Origin of the sequence: Blautia glucerasea (assembly GCF_013304385.1) — a bacterium.
Lineage (GTDB): Bacteria > Bacillota > Clostridia > Lachnospirales > Lachnospiraceae > Blautia_A > Blautia_A ammoniilytica.
Genome location: NZ_JAAITU010000041.1, coordinates 1 through 20601, shown reverse-complemented (window position 1 = coordinate 20601; position 20601 = coordinate 1). Strand labels below are relative to the sequence as shown.

Genomic DNA, 20601 nt, shown 5'->3' with positions numbered 1-20601 from the left:
GACTTTTTGAGTGTATACAGGTAGGATATGAAATATAAAGTAACCGGTTACGTAACCGGTTATCCAAGAAGAATTGGAAGCAAAGAACGGGAAAGTACAGGAGGAATGTATGATGAAGCTTAGGCAGTGGAAAAGAACTGCAGCAATTGGTTTAAGCACAGTGCTTGCAGTTACATCCTTATCGGGATGCAGGTTCGGATTTGCCAGTGATCCGGATGATGAAAATGATACAGTAAAAGAGGAACCCATTGATACATCTGTGGATACTTTTGCATACGATGAAAGTCTGCAGGGAACGAAGATCACACTTCTGAATTCCAAGGCGGAGATCCAGGTCGCCCTGGAGAAAATGAGCAAGATCTTTGAAGAAAAAGCAGGGGTGCATATTGAAGTTATGCCGGTAACAGAGGGAGATTCTCCTTATACCAAAGTTGTAAGCATGTATAATTCAGGAAATGCACCTACCATGGCGATTCTGGATACTACGGATGTTAAGGCTCTGGCAGATGAAAAAGCACTGGTACTGGACGGGGAAGACTGGGTAAAAGAAGCTGGGAATTATGCAACAGAGATTCAGGGACATATTTTCAGTATGCCCTTGTGCGTTGAAGGAAAAGGCATTATTTATAACAAAAAAGTGATTGAAGAAACTTTGGGAAGAAACTTGAACCCAGATGAGATCAATACACTAGATGGTTTTAAAGCACTTCTGAATGAAATGCGGGATGCCGGAATGGAAAAACCAGTATCTCTTGCAAAGGAAGACTGGTCTTTAGGAGCCCATCATCTTCAGTACCTGTATGAAACTTACGATGGAACTTCGGAGGGGGCTGCCAAGGCAGTAGAAGACCTGGAAAACGGACAGCTGAAGGTAAAGGATTACCAACGCGTATCCCAGCTTCTGGATTTGTTTGATGTACTGAAAGAATACAATGTGGCACAGGGAGATCCCCTTGGTGCAGATTATGATGAGATGGCCATTGATCTGGTTGATGGAAAAACAGCATTCTGGTTTAATGGTAACTGGGCATGGCCAAATATGCAAGAGGCTGGCGCCAAAAGTGATGATGAGTATGGTTTTCTTCCATATTTCCTGAATAATGACCCTGATGATTTTGTAAATACAAAGATACAGGCGGCACCCTCAAAGCAGGTAATGCTGGATGGTCAGCAGGCGTCAAAGGAGCAGCAGGATGCTGCAAAAGAATTTCTGAACTGGATCGTATTTTCTGAGATCGGACAGCAGATGCTTGTCAAAACCTGTAATCTGATCCCGGCATTTAAGAACAATCCAAATGAGCCGCTGGATCCTTTGAGTCGTGATATTTTTGAAAAGGTACAGACTGACCGGACTTATAATGCAGCAGCAGTTGTTCCAAACGATCACTGGTCTGTGCTTGGCGCTGCTATGCAGAAATATCTGGCGGACAGATGTGACAGGGAAGAACTTATGGATGCAATTCAGAACTATTGGGATGAGCAGTAAAAGGAGGAAAACCATGAATACGAAAAGGAAAGGTAAAGATTTCTGCATATTTGCACTGCCTGGTTTGTTTTGTTTCCTGGCAGTAGTGATCGTACCGTTTTTATATGGTGTTTATTTAACATTGACTGATTGGAACGGAGTGTCGTCTGTAAAGAATTTTGTAGGTCTGAAGAACTTTGCTGCCATGGCAAAGGATGCTCAGTTCTGGAGTTCTCTTGTACTTACTTTCAAGTATGTGATCGCTGTAGTAGTGCTGGTAAATGTACTGGCATTTTTGATCGCATATCTGTTGACCAGAGGTTTTAAAGGACAGAATTTTTTCAGGGCTGGTTTCTTTACCCCCAATCTGATCGGTGGAATTGTTCTTGGATATATCTGGCAGTTTGTATTTTCAAGAGTATTTGTAAGCATTGGAGAAGCCACAGACTGGAATCTTTTTGAGATCTCCTGGCTGTCAAAGCCGAATACAGCGTTTGCGGCCATGGTGCTTGTAACTGTATGGCAGCTGTCCGGATATATGATCCTGATCTATGTGGCAGGATTTACCGGACTGGATACAGAAGTTATGGAAGCAGCCAGCATTGATGGAGCTTCCGGATGGAAAAAAATGAAAAATATCATTCTTCCACTGATGATGCCATCCATCACGATCTGTCTTTTCCTGACGCTTTCAAGAGCATTTATGGTTTATGATGTGAACCTTTCTCTTACTGGCGGCGCACCGTATGGTTCCACTGAAATGGCAGCCATGCATGTATACGAAAAAGCTTTCACATCCAGACAATTTGGTACAGGCCAGGCAGAAGCTATTGTATTGTTCCTGATCGTTGCATGCATCAGTGGAATCCAGGTTTATATCACTAAGAAAAAGGAGGTAGCTGCATAATGAACAGTTCATCAGGAGTTCAGAAAAGATCAGTAAGAACCTTTGCAATGGCAGGGATGATCCTTATTTTTATAGCTTATATGTTTCCATTTCTGATGGTTGTGATCAATTCTCTGAAGCAGAAAAGAGATATTATTAAAAGTCCTTTTTCCTGGCTTTTTACAGTGAAAGGCCTTTCCTTCGATAATTTTGTGAAAGCATTTAATCAGATGGATTTCCTGAATGCCATCAAGAATTCTCTGATCATTACCGTATCTGCAACAGCAATCGTTACTATTCTGGCTGCTATGCTGGCATACTTTATTGTGCGGAATAACAATATGCTGACCAGGATCATTTTTGCACTTATGGTTGCCTCCATGATCATTCCGTTCCAGGCCATCATGATCCCATTGGTAAGCATTTACGGAGGAACGCTGAATCTGCTGAATCACAGGCTTACCCTGATCTTTATGCATGTAGGGTTTTCCATGTCCATGACAGTGTTTATGTTTCATGGTTTTATAAGGGGCAGCGTGCCAATTGCATTGGAGGAGGCAGCATATCTTGACGGATGTACACATACTCAGACATTTTTCAAGATCGTGTTCCCATTGCTGAAGCCGATCATGTCTACCACATTGATTTTGAATGCCCTTGCGTTCTGGAACGATTTCCTGCTTCCGTCACTGGTTTTGACAGACAAAAAGCTTTTAACATTACCTTTATCCACTTATAGCTTTTATGGCACATATTCTGCTGATTATGGCACGATCATGGCAGGACTTCTGTTATGTGTGGTTCCGTTGCTGATCCTTTATATTGCATTGCAGAAGCAGATCATTAATGGTGTTGTGGCAGGTGCTGTGAAATAAAACAGGAGGAGTGGAACTATGAAAAAGAATATTTTGCATTTAAAAGCTCCGGGAAACTGGATCAATGATCCAAACGGATTTATCTATTATAAGGGGCAGTATCATCTGTTTTACCAGTATTTCCCATATGCACCTGTATGGGGCACCATGCACTGGGGACATGCGGTCAGCGATGACCTTGTTACCTGGAAACATCTGGGCGTGGCACTTTTTCCCACTAAGGATTATGACAGAAACGGCATTTTTTCCGGAAGTGCCTTGGAAAAAGATGGAAAACTGTTTTTATACTATTCTGCAGTTCGCTATCTGAAAGAACAGTCTGGGAATATTCATCAGGCAGAAGGTGTAATTGAGACAAGTCAGAGTATGATCACATCTGAAGATGGTTTTCATTTCGATAACTGGAAGGACAAAAAACAGATCGTACCTGTGATTCGTGATCCGAAAATTGCAGATTCTGCGGACACCAGAGATCCGAAGGTATGGGAAGAAAATGGCAGATATTATATGATCCTGGGAAGCACTGAGAATCATCAGGCTGGACGGCTGGTGTTGTTTTCAAGTAGGGACGGGCTGTCTTGGGAATATCTGTCCCAGTGTACTAATGCCCGTTATGGACATACCATGGAATGTCCGGATCTGTTTCTAGTTGACGGAAAAAGAGTGTTTATTGGTTCGCCTATGGGGATCCAGGAGGATGGCAAGGAGTATGCCAATCATTCTGTGTGTGGGTTTGCTGATTTTGATCTTGAAACAGGAAAGCTTACTCTTGCAGATCAGTATGAACGGGTAGATTATGGTGGAGATCTGTATGCACCACAGTCTAATCTTGATAAAGAAGGCAGAAGGGTGATGATCGCCTGGATGCGTATGCCTGAGCCAGTGAATGGACCGGATGGACAGCCATGGAACGGGATGATGTGCCTTCCAAGAGAGGTAAGGATTCAGAATGAAAAGATCTACTTTTATGTACATCCAGAGGTATGGAAGTATTTTCAGAAAGCAGAATCAGCAGAAAAGATACTAAAAGAAGGCAGCGCACTGTACATAAAAGCAGACATGAAAGAGGGAGAAAGCCTTTCTATTGGAGGTTTTGATCTGGAAATGAAACAGGGATGCATTTGTACTGACCGGCAGAATGTTTTTGTAGAGGATTCCAGGTACAGAACAAAAAGCAGTACGCCTTATGTTGGAGAGAAAGCACAGCTGGATATTTTTGTGGAGCCAAATTTGATTGAAATTTTTGTAAATCAGGGGCAGTACACCTTAAGCAATGTGGTTTATGGACTGGGAAGTGAAATTTCCGGAAATGCTACGATCACAGAGGTTCGGAAAAACGCCATGATTAGTGAAAAGTAGAAAAATATGATAATTACAGAAATTTGGAAAAATATGGACAAAATGAACAAAGCATGATAATATATATTTGCAGGAAAACTGCAAATAATATAAGGAGAGAGCTTTGGCTCAGACAACAGAAATGAAAAAGAGAAAATTTACAAAAGTATTTGCACTGCTTCTGGCAATGGTCATGGTACTGGCACTTCCAGTGGAAGCAAGCGCTGCAGCAAAGGTGACAGCTGTTACAAAGGAAACAAAAGCAAAAGCAGTGAAAAAGGGAAAGACAGTTGTAACACTTCCAAAGGCAACCAAGAAAAGCTCCACATACAGCTATGTGAAATTTAAAGCACCGGCAACAAAGACTTACAAGATTACACTTGGAAATCTTCGTAAAAGAGGAAGAAGTTCTGCCAGTGATATTCTTGCAGCACATAGCAGCCTGTACAAAAACGGCTATTATGGTCTTGACCGTGTGACCATTAAGCTGAACAAAAAGAAAACAGATGTAATGTATATCTGTTCTGCATACAGCTGGTCCATCAGCAAGAGCTATACTAAGAAAATCACAGCAAACACATTCCTGCCATCCAGGACAGCATCTGTTAAGCTGAAAAAAGGCGAGACCCTGTACATTGGAATGGGTAATATTGAAAGAACTAAGCTTTGCCTTGATCTGACCATTAAATGATTTCAGCCTGTATATCAGCTGGGAGTCAATCCCCCAGCTGATATAGCCTCCGGCAGGATTGCAGAGGTGCGCAGGAGAAGTATGTCATGCAATTGCATGACGCGCACCTCGCAGCAAGAATGCCGAGGCATTCTTGACAGGACTTACATAAAAAAGCGTGCATTTGTGTGGCATTATCAACCACAGGATGCACGCTTTTTTATGATTGCGTCGGAATGCTCCTATTACATAAAAACTTTCCGCGAGCATGGGACTAATTCAGATTTGGATGGGAATCCAAAAATCGGCAGATTTCTTCCGGAGTGGGGATAGAACTCTGGGCGCCTGTCCTGGATACGCAAATTCCTGCTGCTGCCTGAGCATAGCGAATTGCATCCATCATGGAAAGCCCTTTACAAAGGGAGATGGCAAGTGCAGCACCGAATGTGTCTCCTGCTGCGGTGGAGTCAACAGCATCAACTTTAAAACAGGGAATTCGGAGGGATTCTTTTCCATCATAAAGGAGAATCCCCCTGTCACCTAACTTCAGGATCACATATGTGGGAGCAGTCTTTTCATAAAGCAGCCGGGCAGCCTTGAAAGCGTTTGCATCTGTGTCCGGACAGATCCCGGTAAGGCCAAAGGTTTCGGCTTCGTTAGGAGAAATGATAAAAAGACCTTTCAGCCGTTCCAGGGAAATATCTATGGCAGGACCTGCATCCAGAAATACCGGAATGTGACGTTCTTTTGCCAGTTCTATGGTGCCATAGATGGTTTCCAAAGGCATTTCAAGCTGCATAAGAACCATATCAAAAGCCTGGGCGTCCATGGCTTTTTTTACGTCTTCCGGACAAAGGCGGTCATTTCCACCCATGGCAACATAACAGACGTATCGTCCGGCACCAGGCTCAATGGGCATCAAGGCAAGTCCGGTCTGGGTGTCTGGATCAACTACCAGATAGTCAGTATTAACGCCAGCATTTCTTAGGGATGCGGTTACTTTTTTTCCATAATCATCATCTCCAATACGGCCCACAAAGATAGCAGAACCGCCTAGACGGGCAACTGCAAAGGCCTGATTGGATCCTTTTCCACCGGAAGCAAAACCGTATTCGCCGCATCGGATGGTTTCACCATAGGAGGGAATGCGATGGGCACCTTTTACAAAAAGATCCATATTGATACTTCCCACTACAAGAATTTTTGGCTGTTCCATATGTTTCTCCCTTTTATTATTTCAGATGTATTAGTAATCTGGAGACTGCATTTCGTCAATAGAGGGCGAAATTTGTCAGCTCTCCATTTAATATATACTCTACACCAAAACCAGCCGGTCTGGCAATGCTTTGTTTGATTGCATATTTTGTCAAAAATAATATTGCTAATAGCTGAAAATTTGGTTATAATTACAAATAAAAGGGCGATTTTTATTGTAATGTGTTATTTGGGGGAATGGAATGAATAAAAAAGGAATGACGTCAAGAGATTTTGCCAAGTTGATTGGCGTGTCGCAGTCAACGGTTTCAAGGGCATTAAATAATAGTGATCTGGTGACTCCAGAGAAAAAGGAATATATTTTGCGTAAGGCAAGGGAGTACAATTTTCAGCTTAACAGTCAGGCACAAAGCTTGCGGACAAGTAAAACAGGGACAATAGGAATAATGTTTCCAAAGCATTTTGTGGGTATGACTGAAAATTGTATGCTTGCCTATGTTTATGATCAGATCCAGAAGGAATTAAGCCATTTTGATTATGATATTATGGTTATTTATTATGATCGTGATGCTGATGATTTTTCCAGCTTTGAGAGAATTGTCCGTAAGAAAAAAGTAGATGGATTTCTTGTATTGAGAATGGAACTGTCTGATAATGAAATCAAGCTTATTGAGGAGTTCAAGGTTCCATGTGTGTTTATGATGAATGCAGGTAGTAAGATACGTGAAAACCTGAATTATTTTTTTTCAGACAGTTATTATGGAGGCTATATCGCAGGAAAATATTATGGTGGATTTCCCGAATACAGAAAAATCCATATAACAGTAAGTGATGAAAAATCGGATGCCAAGAGGCGTATGGACGGATATCGTGATGGTTTAGAAGAATGTGGATACGTTTTGGAAGAAAAGGATATCTTTAATTGTAAAATCGGAATCGGCAGTGCATATGAGTGTATCGCTAAGAATATAGAGGAGTTTACAAAAGAAAAAACAGCTATTTTTACTTATAGTGATATTGTAGGGCTTGGTGTTGTACAGGCTCTGAGGAATCTAAATATAAAAATTCCAGAGCAGGTTCAGGTATTGGGGATGGATGATGTACCGTTGTCATCTGTGTTGATACCTAAGATGAGTACAGTACATGTTGAAGTTGACACTATGGTGAGTAAGGCATGCAGACTTCTGTTGAAACTGATCAGTGGAGAAACTATAAGTGCCCATGAATGGATCAAGCCACATTTGGAAATCCGGGATACAACAATTTGATTAGAAGCGGGTTCTTTGGAACCTGCTTTTTTTATGGATTATAGATTTTGGCTGCCTGAATCAAAATGTACAAGATGCATAAAAAAGAATATAATGCAAACAAAAATAATAAAGAAATATGCAGATTCTACAAAAATAAAAAATCAAAATGTTATATATAACCAAAAAAACAGAACATAAAAGGAAACTTATTGACAATAATTATTATTTATGGTATAAATAAAACATCAAATGAATACGTATTCAAAAGCAAAAGAAGACAGTAAAAAAGAATAACAGGAGGTTTTTACATGAAGCGAAGAGTGGCATTAGTAGTAGCAACTTGCATGCTTGCAGGAACAATGGCTGTTCCGGTAAGCGCAGATGAACTGAAAGGTTCTGGAGAGAAATTGATTGTTGGAACAATGGCAAATGCACTTGGCCTTCCGGTACATTGGGCTCAGGAAAAGGGATATTTTGAGGATGCGGGCTTAGATGTAGATCTTGAGATTTTTGCAACTGGTGCACCGATCAACGAAGCAATGGCAGCAGGAGAACTGGATGTGGCTGTCAGTGGAATGGCTTCTATTTATGCCCTTGGAACAGGAATGTACACGTATATTGGCGACGGTGTTATCACAACTGGCGGCGAATCCATTTATGTAAGGGAAGATAGTGACATAGCTAAAGCAGGCGCTGATGAGGATGGAATTATTGGAAGTGCGGAAACATTAAAAGGAGCTTCCATTTTAGGGCCTCTGGCAACAACAGCCCACTATCAGGCTATTAAGTATATGGAACATTTTGGATTGACAGCAGATGATTTCAGCATGGTTTCTATGGATTATCCGCAGGCATATCAGGCATTTGTTACAGGCGAGGGAGATCTTGTTGCCAATAAAATGCCATATACCAATCAGCTTGAAGAAGAAGGTTATGTTAAAGTATGTGATATGAATATGGTTTCTGACAGTCCGATTATTGATACCATTTTCACACAAAATGATGTGGCAGAAGAAAGAAAAGATGATCTGGCACTGTTCCTGGAATGCTACTATAAAGCCTGTGAAGATATTATGGCAAATGAAGATGAGAGAAAAGAAGTTGCTGTGCAGTGGTATGCTGACGAAGGAATTACATATAGTGATTCAGATATGAGTACGGAAGTTGCAGTAAAAGATTACTTTACACGTGAAACTGTAGATACAGATGAGAATCCGTTAGGCGCATTTATGCTGAATATCGGAAAATTCTATGTAGATCAGGAAATGCTCACAGATGACGATATTAAAAATGTAGAAAATAGCATTGATAAATCTTTTATTGAAACAGTGAAAAGCAGAAATGCAGAATCCTGATAGGAAATGAAAAATCACTTGTGGGACGATTTTAATTCAATAGAATTGAAAATCAGTCCCACAAGTGATTTAAGAGAAAATATGGAGGGTAAAAATGAAACAAAAGAATAAAATGAAATATTTTTGCATTTCCGTTGTCTCAGTTTGTACAGTAATTCTAATCTGGTTTCTGTGTATCAATGTATTTCATATGAAATCAGAAACAGTATTTCCGGGACCGGTAAAAGTTTTCAATACGTTCTTAGATAAGCTGCATACGAAAGCTCCTGATGGAGCAACCTTGCAGGCACATCTGTGGTCCAGTATTAAAGTTGCCTTGTTAGGATATGCATTGGGCGCACTCGTAGGGGTACCGCTTGGTATAGCAATGGCATGGAATAAATGGGTAGACAGATTTGTAAGACCATTGTTTGACCTGGTTCGTCCGATTCCCGGACTTGCATGGATTCCAATGTTTATTTTGCTGTTTGGTATTGGAATTACATCAAAAGCATTAGTTATCTTTCTGGGTGCGTTGATTGCCTGTATTGTAAACAGCTACACAGGAATACGTCAGACAAAAGAAACACACTTGTGGGTGGGGGATGTTTTTGGAGCATCAGACAGTCAGAAGCTTTTTAAAATCGCAATACCGACCGCACTTCCAATGATTTTTACAGGACTTCGAGTAGCTCTGGGAACATCCTGGACAGCGTTGGTTGCAGCTGAACTCCTTGCATCCACAAAAGGACTTGGTTATATGATCCAGCAGGCAAGGGCAATTTCCAGACCGGATATCATCATTGTTGGAATGCTGGCTATTGGCGCAGTAGGAGCAATATTTGATGCGTTGCTTCATCTGGTGGAAATTCATGTTGCGAAAGGAATGAATGCAAAATGACAAATGGAAAAAAACTATCTGAAAAATCAATAGGTGCTGTCTGTGCAGTGGTATCCATAGGAGCATTTATCATTTTATGGTACTGGGGGACACAGGCTACACAGCTTGGATTACTCATTCCTGGACCTTTTGATGTATTGAAGGCTGTAGGCACAGGTATTGTGGGAAAAGTTGGACGCCATAGTATTCTGGCACATGCAGGATATAGTCTGTTACGAGTAATGATTGGATTTATAATTGGTTCGTTAGTTGGTGTGGTGCTTGGTCTTTTAATGGGATGGTATCGGATTGCAGAAGCGATTTTTAATCCATTATTCAGAATTATCCGTCCGATCCCTCCGATTGCATGGATCCCGATTTCTATTATTTGGTTTGGACTTGGCGAAGATGCAAAAATCTTTTTGATTTTTCTGGCATCATTTTCTAATACAACGTTGAACTCTATGGCTGGAGCCAGAAGTGTTGATCCGGAAATTGTCAATGCAGCAAGAATGCTTGGCGCAAGTGAACGTAAAATCTTTACTACCATCGTGCTTCCTGCTTCAGTGCCAAATATTTTTGCAGGATTACAAGTTGCTATTTCAAGCAGCTGGGCAACTGTACTAGCTGCCGAGATGGTAAGGTCTTCAGAAGGACTTGGATGGATGATCGTAGCCGGAATGAATAACAATGATATGATACAGATTCTTTCTGGAATCGTGATGATCGGTGTTGTTGGTTATATTCTGGCGATTATAATGCGAAGGGCGGAGGATGTATTATGCCGATGGAACAAGAGCGGAAAATAAATCACAATAATATTGTAGAATGTAAAAATGTGAGCAAAACTTTTATTACTCCGGAGGGCGAACATCCGGTAGTTCAAAATTTAGATTTAGAAGCAAGAGAAAACGAGTTTCTGGTTCTTTTTGGACCTGGACAGTGTGGCAAGACGACAATCATTAATATGATTGCAGGATTTGAAAAAGCAACAGCTGGCAGTATGAAATTTATGGGAAAAGAAATTACCAAGCCAGATTCCTCCAGGGGAGTTGTGTTTCAGTCAACTGCATTATTTCCCTGGATGACCACAATGGGAAATGTAGAATATGGATTGAAAATGGCAGGAGTTCCAAAAGCAGAGAGACAGAAACGTGCACAGAAATATATTGATCTTGTGGGGCTGAGCGGATTTGAAAAGTCTTTCCCGGTACAGTTGTCAGGAGGTATGCGGCAGCGAGTAGGTATTGCCCGTGCTTATTGTAATGAACCAAAGCTAATGCTTATGGATGAGCCATTCGGAGCACTGGATGCACAGACAAGATATCTTATGCAGGAGGAACTGCAGAGAATCTGGGAAGCAGAAAAACGAACGGTTATTTTTGTTACAAATAATATAGAAGAAGCTCTGTACCTGGCAGACAGAATACTGGTGCTTACAAATTGCCCGGCGACTGTTAAAAAAGAATATAAGATTGATCTGCCAAGACCGAGAAATCTGGTTTCACCGGAATTCCTGGCTCTCCGTAAAGAGATCACCAGCATTCTGGACAGCACATTATAGGGAGAGGGTATCCAATGAGTGAAAAAAAGACGAAGGTAAAAGTAAATCATCTGACAAAGAAATTTGGAGACCTGCTTGTGTTAAATGATATGTCTTTTGATGTAGAGGACGGAGATCTTTTGTGTGTAGTTGGTCCTACTGGCTGTGGAAAAACAACATTCCTGAACAGCCTTACAAAGATTTATGACATTACAGATGGAGAAATTCTTCTAAACGGAGAACAGGTAGATCCGAAAAAGCAGAATATTGCATACATCTTTCAGGGAGATTCCACCATGCCATGGCTTACTGTAGAGGAAAATGTACGTTTTGGTCTTGATATCAAGAAAATCCCTGAGGCAAGAAAAAAGGAACAGGTAGACAAGTATCTGGAAATCGTAGGTCTTTCAAAATATAGAAAATATTATCCGAAACAGCTTTCTGCAAGTATGCTTCAGAGAGTAAGTATTGCAAGGGCATTTGCAACAGAACCGGAACTTCTTTTGATGGATGAACCATATGGACAGCTGGACATTGAGCTTCGATTCAAACTGGAAGATGAACTGGTAAAACTGTGGCAGATGACAGGGACGACGGTTTTGTTCATTACCCATAATATTGAAGAGGCGGTTTATTTAGGAAATAAGATTATGGTTCTGACCAACAAACCGACTACAGTAAAGAAAACACTGATAAATGAACTTCCAAGGCCAAGAGATATTGCAGCACCGGAGTTTGTTAAACTTAGAAATGAAGTTACTGAATTAATTAAATGGTGGTAGAGAGGTGAACCTATGAGGGCAATTACTGTTATGTATGATTCTCTGAACAGAAAATACCTTCCGAATTATGGAGATAATCTGTCGATCATGCCGAATTTTCGCCGGCTGGCGAAAAAAACAGTTACATTTGATAATTTTTATGTTGGAAGTCTTCCCTGCATTCCTGCACGAAGAGAACTTCATACAGGAAGATACAATTTTTTACATAGATGTTGGGGACCGTTGGAACCTTTTGATGATTCTATTGCATCCATACTGGGAAAAAATGGAATATATACCCATTGCGTGACAGATCATGCACATTATTGGCAGGAAGGCGGAAGTACTTATCATACCAAATTTGCATCATGTGAGATGATAAGAGGTCAGGAAGGTGATTTCTGGAAGGGAGAAGTAAAAGGTTTTAAAGAAAATATAGATCTTCATCGCCAGGATGAAATAAACAGGAAATATATGCAAGGAGAAAACCACCCTCATGTGAAAACGTGTCAGGCAGGACTTGAATTTCTCGAAAGCAATTATCAGGAAGATAACTGGTATTTACATATTGAATATTTTGATCCACACGAACCATATTTCGTGCCGGATAAGTACAAAAAGATGTATACAGATAAAGAGCAGCCCTTTGATTGGCCTTTCTATGGAGAGGTAAATGAAGGGTCAGAAGAAGTAAGCGAAGCAAGAACCAATTATCGGGCAGTCCTTTCTATGATAGATGAGTATTTTGGTAAAATTTTGGATTTTATGGATGAACATGACATGTGGAAAGATACCATGTTGATCGTAAATACAGATCATGGATATATGCTTGGGGAACATGGCTTTTTTGGAAAAAATTATATGCCTAATTATGACCAGATTGTCCATACACCATTTTTTATCTGGAATCCAGCCATTGGCTGTGCTGGAGAAAGACGTTCACAGCTTTGTCAGACAATTGACATTGCACCAACGATCCTTGACTACTTTGGAATCGCACCAACACCTGATATGAAAGGTAAGTCACTTTTCCCCGTTTTAAAAGACGAAAAATCAATTCATGATTATATTTTGTTTGGCTATTTCGGAAAGCATGTCAATATTACAGACGGAAGATATGTATATATGCGTGCAGGACGCAAAGAGAATAACAGTCTAAATAATTATACAATTGTGCCATTGCATATGTTTGAACCATTTTCTGTAGAGGAACTGCAGAATACGGATGTTGAAATGGTGAAAGATTTTGGATTTACAAAGGGAATACCGGTTATGAAGATTCCTGCATCTGGTGCAACGTCTCCCAATAATTCGTGTTATCAGTATGAAGAACACATGAAATACGGTGACCTGTTGTTTGACTTGAAGAATGACCCAGATCAGAATACATCTATTATGGATACAGTAGTAGAAGAAAAAATGATACAGGCTATGAAGGGGCTTTTGGAAGAAAATGAAGCACCACAGGAATTGTATGATCGTATAGGGCTGAATATGAATTAGAACAAGGATTTTTTAATAACTTACTATTTTATGAACTGGGAGGATGATACTATGGCTCAGGAGAAACCATTGAATATTGTCTGGTTTTGTACAGATCAGCAAAGATGGGATACGATTGGGTGTCTGGGAAATCCATACATTAAGACACCGAATATTGATAAATTTGTCAGTGAAGGTGTTACATTCACAAGGGCATATACCCAGGCACCGGTGTGTACACCAAGCCGTTCATGCTTTCTGACAGGACGTTATCCGAGAACAACAAAAGCTTTTTACAATGGAAATGATAATTATTCAAAGGACGAAAAGCTAGTTACAAAGCTTCTGGCAGATGAAGGGTATGTTTGTGGTTTATCAGGAAAATTGCATCTCACATCCGCACAAGGCAGGATGGAAAACAGAACAGACGATGGATATACATATGTGCAGTGGAGTGAGCATCCAAATGATGACTGGCTGCATGGGGAAAATTGTTACCAGAACTGGCTGAAGGAGAAAGGCCTGAAATGGGCAGATATTTATGGTGGTAAATATACAAGCATGGCAACATGGCCGCCAACTCCAAATCCAAATTTCACCGGGAAGACAGTAGGAGTTCCGGCTGAATATCATCAGACAACCTGGTGTGTGGAAAAAGCAATTGAATTTATTGAAGAGAACAGAGGCAAGGACGGACCCTGGCTGATAAGCCTGAATCCGTATGATCCACATCCACCGCTGGACCCGCCACAGGAATACAAAGATAAATTGAAAGTAGAAGACATGCCGCTGCCACTTTGGAAAGAGGGAGAATTGGAAAATAAACCACCTCATCAGCAAAGAGATTTTTACATTGGCGGTCAAGAGGGGCAGGCAGAGCCGTTTCCGGAGCTGACAGATTATGAAAAGAGAGAACATTTCCGTGACTACTATGCAGAAATAGAACTTGTAGACGATCAATTTGGCCGATTAATGGATTATCTGGACAAGAGCGGAGAAAGAGAAAATACAGTAGTGATCTATATGAGTGATCATGGTGAGATGAATGGCGATCATGGTTTATATTGGAAGGGCGCATATTTTTATGAAGCACTTACACATGTGCCCCTGATTATATCCTGTCCGTCACGGATCCTTCAGAATGTAAAATCGAATGCGCTTGTGGAACTGGTAGATCTGGCACCCACATTGCTGGAACTTGCCGGTTATGAAGTGCCATATTTCATGCAGGGCAAGAGCCTGGTACCTATTTTAACTGGAACTGCGGACAAAGATTATCATAAGGATTCTGTTTATTCTGAATTCTATCACTGTCTGAAGGGGACACATGAAGATATTTATGCTACAATGTATTTTGATGGAAGGTACAAGATAGTGAATTACCATGGGAAGGAATTCGGGGAATTGTACGATCTGGAGAACGATCCATGTGAATTTGATAATCTCTGGAATAAAGAATCCTATCAGATATTGAAGCATGAACTGATCAAAAAGAATTTTGACAGTGCAATTATGAAAAATATGGATTTTTCCATGCATTTGATAAACGAATATTAAAAGGAAAAGGAATAGACAAATGCCACCAGTCAGCATTTTGATGAAACCAGCATCCGGAAACTGCAATATGTTATGTGAATACTGTTTTTACTGTGATGAACAAAAAAACAGAACGCAGAAATCCTATGGGATGATGGAGGAAAAGACGGCCCGGAATATTATTCGCAAAGCACTTGCCTATGCAGAAGGCGGTTGTGCGATTGCGTTTCAGGGCGGAGAGCCAACACTAAGAGGAATTGATTTCTACTATAAAGTAGCAGAATATGTGGAAAAATATAATAAAAAGAAGATTCCCGTAACATATGCATTTCAAACAAATGGGACAAATATTAACGAAGAATGGTGTAAACTCTTTAAAAACTGTGGATTTCTTGTTGGAATTTCATTGGATGGGATATGGAAGACCCATAATTGCTACCGCCATGCCCAAAATGGAAAAGAAACCTTTGACCGGATTCTTGAAACATGCAAAATGTTGAAACAGTATGACGTGCCTTTTAATATTCTTACCGTTGTACATGACCAGACAGCACAATATTTGAATGAAATATATAGCTTTTATAGCAAAAAAGGATTTGAATATCAACAGTATATACCATGCATTGATCCATTACAGCAGGAAAAAGGTAAAATGCATTATTCGCTGGATCCAGTAGAATATGGAAAGTTTTTGATCCGTTTATTTGAAAAATGGAATGAAGATATTCGTACAGGCAGATCGATTTATATCAGGCAGTTTGACAATTATATAGGTATTCTTAAGGGATATGAACCGGAGGCCTGTGATCAGAGAGGCTGCTGTGGGATTCAGTACGTGATCGAAGCAGATGGAAGTGTATATCCATGTGATTTTTATATGATGGATGAGTACTGTCTTGGAAATGCCAATACGGATACTTTTGGAGAGATGGATGAAAACAGGAAAAATATCCGTTTTCAGGAAGAATCTCTGAAAATCTCTGAGACATGTAAAAATTGCAGATACCTGAAGTTATGCAGGGGCGGTTGCCAGAGAAACAGAAACAAACTGCCAGATGGTACCTGGAAAAATTATTTCTGTGAAGGATATCGTTTATTTTTTGATACTTGTTATGATAAAATGGTTGAAATTGCACAGGATTTTTGACGGATACCTGATTACCAACGGAAGCTTTTCAGTGCTTAATAAAATTTCTGCTTGCAGGGACAACTGCTACACAGTTTAAACAGCTGCGCATCACATTCTGATTACTTTGGTGAGGGGTGAGAGGAGTGAGATGCGCAATTTTTATAAAATAAACAGAACCAATATTTACTAAAGTGCTTATATGTGGCACAATATGATTTGCAGGAAAAATGCTGAAAGCATTTATGAATTAACGTTTATATCAGGCCAAAGGAGTGGATTATGGAAGAAAAATCGAAAGATAAAGGTTATATATTGCGAAAACTGTTTTTCGCCTGTTTATATTTAAGCACATTTACATTTGGCGGTGGTTATGTGATTGTGACTTTATTAAAAGAGAAATTTGTGGATCATTACCACTGGATCGATGAAGAGGAAATGCTGGATCTGGTAGCCATCGCACAGTCTTCGCCAGGAGCCATTGCGGTGAATGGGGCAATCGTAGTAGGGTACAAGCTTGCAGGCATACCAGGAGTGCTAGTCTCAACTCTGGGAGCCATTATACCACCAATGGTGATTTTATCCTTAATTTCGGTATTTTATAATGCGTTTTGCTCTAATTATTATATTGCTGCATTATTAAAAGGAATGACTGCAGGTGTTGGTGCAGTGATCATGTCAGTTGTGTATGACATGGGGAAGAATGTTGTAAAATCAAAGGACTGGATAAATATCTTGATCATGGCTGTCAGCTTTTGTTGCAGTTGCTTCCTTAACATTAATATTATTTTCATTATATTGGCAACGATCGTATTTGGAATTGTCCGCACGGTAATAAAGGAGAGGAAAGAAAAATGATCTATCTTCAGCTTTTTTTAAGTTTTCTTCAGGTTGGAGCGTTAAGCTTTGGTGGTGGATACGCGGCAATGCCGCTGATACAGGAACAGGTGGTGAATTTGCATGGATGGTTATCTATGAATGCCTTTACCGATTTGGTAACAATTGCAGAAATGACACCTGGCCCGATTGCAGTAAACGCAGCTACCTTTGTAGGTATGCAGATTATCGGACCACTAGGGGCCGTGGTTGCAACATTTGGCTGCATTCTTCCATCCTGCGTGATAGTGACTTTATTGGCACATCTTTATACTAAATATCAAAATGTATCTGTGTTTCAGGGAACATTAGCTTCTCTTCGCCCTGCAGTTGTAGCTATGATTGCGAAAGCGGGAGTGACCATCCTGATTTCTTCTTTTTTTGTCAACGGAACGATACAGCTTATACGACAAAATATATGTATACGGATGATAGTGTTTTTCGGGATCGCATTGGTGCTGTTACGGAAGTTTAAGGTAAATCCTATATTAGTCATGGTGCTGTGTGGAGTGGCAAATGTGGCTTTTTCTATGATTGCAGGTGTGTGAACAGGCTGTATTAAACAAAAGGAAGGATATGAGGAAGGAAGTGTATGATATGAAGGTTCTGGAAATTATTATGCCTGTGCTGGTTATGATCCTGCTTGGCATCTGGTGCAGAAAGAAGAATGTATTAACACAAAGCGGTATTGACAATATAAAAAGCCTGGTTACAAATATTATGTTGCCTGTGGCTATTTTCCATGCGCTGGCAACAGCAGAATATACAGGGAAAATCGGTATACTGGTAGGAATCATGTTTGTGATGCTGCTGATTTCTTTTTCGGTTGGATTTTTACTAAAGCCATTATTGGAAGCACCATATAAAAAATATCTGCCCTACATGGTCTGTGTATACGAAGGGGGAATGATGGCCTATCCATTATATACCAGTTTGTGCGGCAGTGAACATCTTTCCCAGATTGCTGTATTGGATATTGCAGGACTGCTGTTTGGCTTCAGTGTATATATGGGAATGCTGGGACAGACTGAAAATGGAGGAAAGATTAGTGCAAAGGCACTGTTTTTCAGTGCAGTAAAAACTCCTGCATTTGTAGCCAGTGTTTTGGGAATTGTAGCCGGATTAACCGGGATCATTTCACGGCTTGTTGAAAGCTCTTTTGGAGGTGTTTATCTTAGCGTTGAAAATATTCTTACCACTTCTGTAACTTCTATGATCCTTCTTGTGGTAGGGTACAGTATGGAGTTGACCCGAGAACTGATCAGCCCATGTATAAAAACGATCATACTTCGTATTTGCGTCCAGGCGGTGATGATGGCTGGGGTTCTACTTGCTGTCCATTTTCTTGTAGGCAGTTCACAGCTTATGGATCTTGCAATCATTCTGTATATGTCTGCACCGGCTACTTTCAGTATGCAGACATTCCTGAAGAAAAAAGAAAGCAGTGCATATGTATCTACTACAAATTCTTTGTACTGTATTGTGTCAATTCTGGTATATATGGTGCTGGCGTTGATAATTTATTAGAGAGATATGTTAAATGACAGATTAGGTTAACTTGAATCGTGTGTTACGCTCTCGTTATTTTGGGAGTGATGAATTAGAATTTGAATGAAAAATTATATTTTGGATAATTTAGGACTATATTGTACCAAACTGAATTGTATCATTCCAGTTCCGTAAACAGTAATAAAAAGAGGAATGCCTTTTGGATAGATTTCACAAAGCAAATGTCATTAGTTCAGAGATTTATATAAAATATTGTGCGAAATGACGAAAATGATTTGTAATTACACAATAAAATAAAAAAATGCACAATATTCTTGACAAAACAAAAAGGAAAGAATATAATGTGAACAAGATATGGTAGCGGTACCAATAAAAGAGAAGGAGAGAAGGAGAGAAGGTGATAAGTTGAATATTAGTGACATTGCTGTGAAAGCAGGTGTGTCTGTCAGTACTGTTTCACGAGTGATTAATAATAGTCCTAATGTTAATGTTGATACAAGAAGTAGAATTCTTCAAATTATGGAAGAAACAGGATATGTTCCTAGCAGTATAGCAAGAAATATGATGTCTAAATCTAATCGTTCGATTGGCCTTTTTATAACTGATATTTTAAATCCGTTTTTTAACGAAATTATTAAAGGAGTTGAAAATGTAGTAAATGCTGAAGGCTATTCACTTTTGATATATGCAATTGGAAATTCTGTGCAAAAAGAAGAAGAAAGTCTTGAAAAACTAATTCGTGATAGGGCATGTGGATTGATTGTAACTAGTTGCCGCATGCATAGCGAAAAACTTCTGAAACGTGCAAAAAAATACTTTGATATAGTTTCAATTCAATCAAATTTGGATAATGTTGATAAGATTGGTGTTACCGATGAAAAAGGAACAAGTGATATGATTCGTTATTTGATCGGATTAGGACATTCTCAAATTGCTGTGATAGGATATAATGAAACACTTCCTACTTCTGATGCAAGATTTTTAGGATTTGAAAAGGCGATGGTTAATGCAAAATTACCGATAGGTGATAATCAAATAATAAGAGTTGAGCCAGGAGAAGGAAATTGTTATAAAGTAATGTTAGAATTATTGCGAAGACGGAACCGTCCGACCGCTGTTCATTGCTTAAATGAATATATTGCATCAGAAGTATACATGGCCATTAAGGATGTCGGATTATCTATTCCTCAGGATATTTCGCTAACAGGATTCGATGATTTATTTGTTTCAAAATTAATGGAACCCAGGTTAACTACAGTTTCACAGCCTATTCGCCGTATGGGAGAAGTGGCAGCAAAGCGTATAATAAGAAGACATCAATATCCAGATGAGGAAATTCAAAATATCATATTTCCGACAGAATTGATTATTCGAGATTCAGCTACAATTCCTTGCGTTATGAAGTAGTTGATACTACACATGATATAGCGTAGGTTATTTATACCCAAAATTGGTACCGCTACCATTGAGACGATTTATAATAAGTAAGTAGGAGGATAAGCTTATGAATGCTTGGCAACAAAATAGCCCCTTAGGAGGGTTACCGTTTGTGAAAAATGCTCGATCCAGAAGAGAATCAAGTTATGATCGAACTGGAGGAAACAGAGATTTTGTAGTAGTGCCGCCTAAAGAAACAAAAGTGATAGCAGATATTCGAGGGGCAGGAATAATCAAACATATTTGGATTACGACACGCTGTTATGAACCTCAATATCTTCGGAAAATTATTATAGAAATGTATTGGGACGATGAAAAAAATCCTAGTGTAAGAGCACCTTTAGGTGATTTTTTTGGAATAGGTGCATTTTACGGGGCTCAGCGGCCGCCATTCTGTTTTAGAACGGCCGCTTTACGA

General features: G+C 39.8%; 20 protein-coding genes. 19 read left to right on the top strand and 1 reads right to left on the bottom strand.

Going from position 1 to position 20601, the window contains the following annotated elements; all coding sequences use genetic code 11:
* Nucleotides 1-112 precede the first annotated feature (112 nt).
* The 5 genes from G5B11_RS14455 to G5B11_RS14435 all read left to right on the top strand — a co-directional run bounded on the left by G5B11_RS14455 (nt 113) and on the right by G5B11_RS14435 (nt 5255).
* Nucleotides 113-1486 carry an ABC transporter substrate-binding protein gene (locus G5B11_RS14455; RefSeq protein WP_158420778.1) on the top strand — a complete coding sequence of 458 codons (1374 nt, stop codon included), beginning with the start codon at nt 113-115 and terminating at the stop codon, nt 1484-1486.
* Between the two features lie 13 nt (nt 1487-1499).
* A complete protein-coding gene (locus tag G5B11_RS14450; protein WP_158420754.1) occupies nt 1500-2372 on the top strand; it encodes a carbohydrate ABC transporter permease in 873 nt (290 codons plus the stop codon).
* The gene (locus G5B11_RS14445; protein WP_173728852.1) at nt 2372-3226 is read left to right on the top strand and encodes a carbohydrate ABC transporter permease; all 855 of its coding nucleotides are present in this window, start codon (nt 2372-2374) and stop codon (nt 3224-3226) included. Before G5B11_RS14450 ends, G5B11_RS14445 begins: the two co-directional genes overlap by 1 nt.
* An 18-nt stretch (nt 3227-3244) precedes the next feature.
* Complete coding sequence (locus tag G5B11_RS14440) at nt 3245-4585, top strand: glycoside hydrolase family 32 protein (protein WP_173728850.1); 1341 nt, start codon at nt 3245-3247, stop codon at nt 4583-4585.
* Between the two features lie 103 nt (nt 4586-4688).
* Entirely contained in the window at nt 4689-5255 is a 567-nt protein-coding gene (locus G5B11_RS14435) for a hypothetical protein (RefSeq protein WP_158420751.1), read from the top strand.
* 253 nt (nt 5256-5508) lie between these two features.
* Here the strand turns inward: G5B11_RS14435 and G5B11_RS14430 are convergent, their stop codons facing one another.
* Entirely contained in the window at nt 5509-6450 is a 942-nt protein-coding gene (locus G5B11_RS14430) for a ribokinase (RefSeq protein ID WP_173728848.1), read from the bottom strand.
* Between the two features lie 241 nt (nt 6451-6691).
* On the opposite strand from G5B11_RS14430, the gene G5B11_RS14425 reads away from it, so the two are divergent.
* The 14 genes from G5B11_RS14425 to G5B11_RS14360 form a co-directional block, all read left to right on the top strand.
* Entirely contained in the window at nt 6692-7717 is a 1026-nt protein-coding gene (locus G5B11_RS14425; protein ID WP_158420749.1) for a LacI family DNA-binding transcriptional regulator, read from the top strand.
* 290 nt (nt 7718-8007) lie between these two features.
* The gene (locus G5B11_RS14420) at nt 8008-9054 is read left to right on the top strand and encodes an ABC transporter substrate-binding protein (protein ID WP_158420748.1); all 1047 of its coding nucleotides are present in this window, start codon (nt 8008-8010) and stop codon (nt 9052-9054) included.
* A 94-nt stretch (nt 9055-9148) separates the two neighbouring features.
* Nucleotides 9149-9934 (top strand): ABC transporter permease, encoded by a 786-nt coding sequence (locus tag G5B11_RS14415; protein WP_158420747.1) that lies wholly within the window; start codon nt 9149-9151, stop codon nt 9932-9934.
* Complete coding sequence (locus G5B11_RS14410; RefSeq protein ID WP_158420746.1) at nt 9931-10722, top strand: ABC transporter permease; 792 nt, start codon at nt 9931-9933, stop codon at nt 10720-10722. Before G5B11_RS14415 ends, G5B11_RS14410 begins: the two co-directional genes overlap by 4 nt.
* Complete coding sequence (locus G5B11_RS14405) at nt 10701-11477, top strand: ABC transporter ATP-binding protein (RefSeq protein ID WP_173728866.1); 777 nt, start codon at nt 10701-10703, stop codon at nt 11475-11477. The genes G5B11_RS14410 and G5B11_RS14405 overlap by 22 nt, the downstream gene beginning before the upstream one ends.
* A gap of 14 nt (nt 11478-11491) precedes the next feature.
* Nucleotides 11492-12238, top strand: coding sequence for an ABC transporter ATP-binding protein (locus G5B11_RS14400; protein WP_158420745.1), 747 nt, complete (start codon nt 11492-11494; stop codon nt 12236-12238).
* 12 nt (nt 12239-12250) lie between these two features.
* The gene (locus tag G5B11_RS14395) at nt 12251-13720 is read left to right on the top strand and encodes a sulfatase (RefSeq protein WP_173728846.1); all 1470 of its coding nucleotides are present in this window, start codon (nt 12251-12253) and stop codon (nt 13718-13720) included.
* Between the two features lie 51 nt (nt 13721-13771).
* Nucleotides 13772-15256: a sulfatase family protein gene (locus tag G5B11_RS14390; protein ID WP_173728844.1), complete on the top strand. Its 1485-nt coding sequence runs from the start codon at nt 13772-13774 to the stop codon at nt 15254-15256.
* A 19-nt stretch (nt 15257-15275) separates the two neighbouring features.
* On the top strand, nt 15276-16382 hold the full coding sequence (locus G5B11_RS14385; protein ID WP_173728842.1) for an anaerobic sulfatase maturase: 1107 nt from the start codon (nt 15276-15278) through the stop codon (nt 16380-16382).
* A gap of 261 nt (nt 16383-16643) precedes the next feature.
* A complete protein-coding gene (locus tag G5B11_RS14380) occupies nt 16644-17219 on the top strand; it encodes a chromate transporter (RefSeq protein WP_173728840.1) in 576 nt (191 codons plus the stop codon).
* Nucleotides 17216-17785: a chromate transporter gene (locus tag G5B11_RS14375; protein ID WP_173728838.1), complete on the top strand. Its 570-nt coding sequence runs from the start codon at nt 17216-17218 to the stop codon at nt 17783-17785. Before G5B11_RS14380 ends, G5B11_RS14375 begins: the two co-directional genes overlap by 4 nt.
* Before the next feature lie 49 nt (nt 17786-17834).
* Nucleotides 17835-18764 (top strand): AEC family transporter, encoded by a 930-nt coding sequence (locus tag G5B11_RS14370; protein ID WP_173728836.1) that lies wholly within the window; start codon nt 17835-17837, stop codon nt 18762-18764.
* 336 nt (nt 18765-19100) lie between these two features.
* Nucleotides 19101-20153 (top strand): LacI family DNA-binding transcriptional regulator, encoded by a 1053-nt coding sequence (locus G5B11_RS14365; protein WP_173728834.1) that lies wholly within the window; start codon nt 19101-19103, stop codon nt 20151-20153.
* A gap of 97 nt (nt 20154-20250) precedes the next feature.
* Nucleotides 20251-20601 (top strand): DUF2961 domain-containing protein (locus tag G5B11_RS14360; RefSeq protein WP_173728831.1); only part of this gene is annotated, 351 nt, incomplete at its 3' end.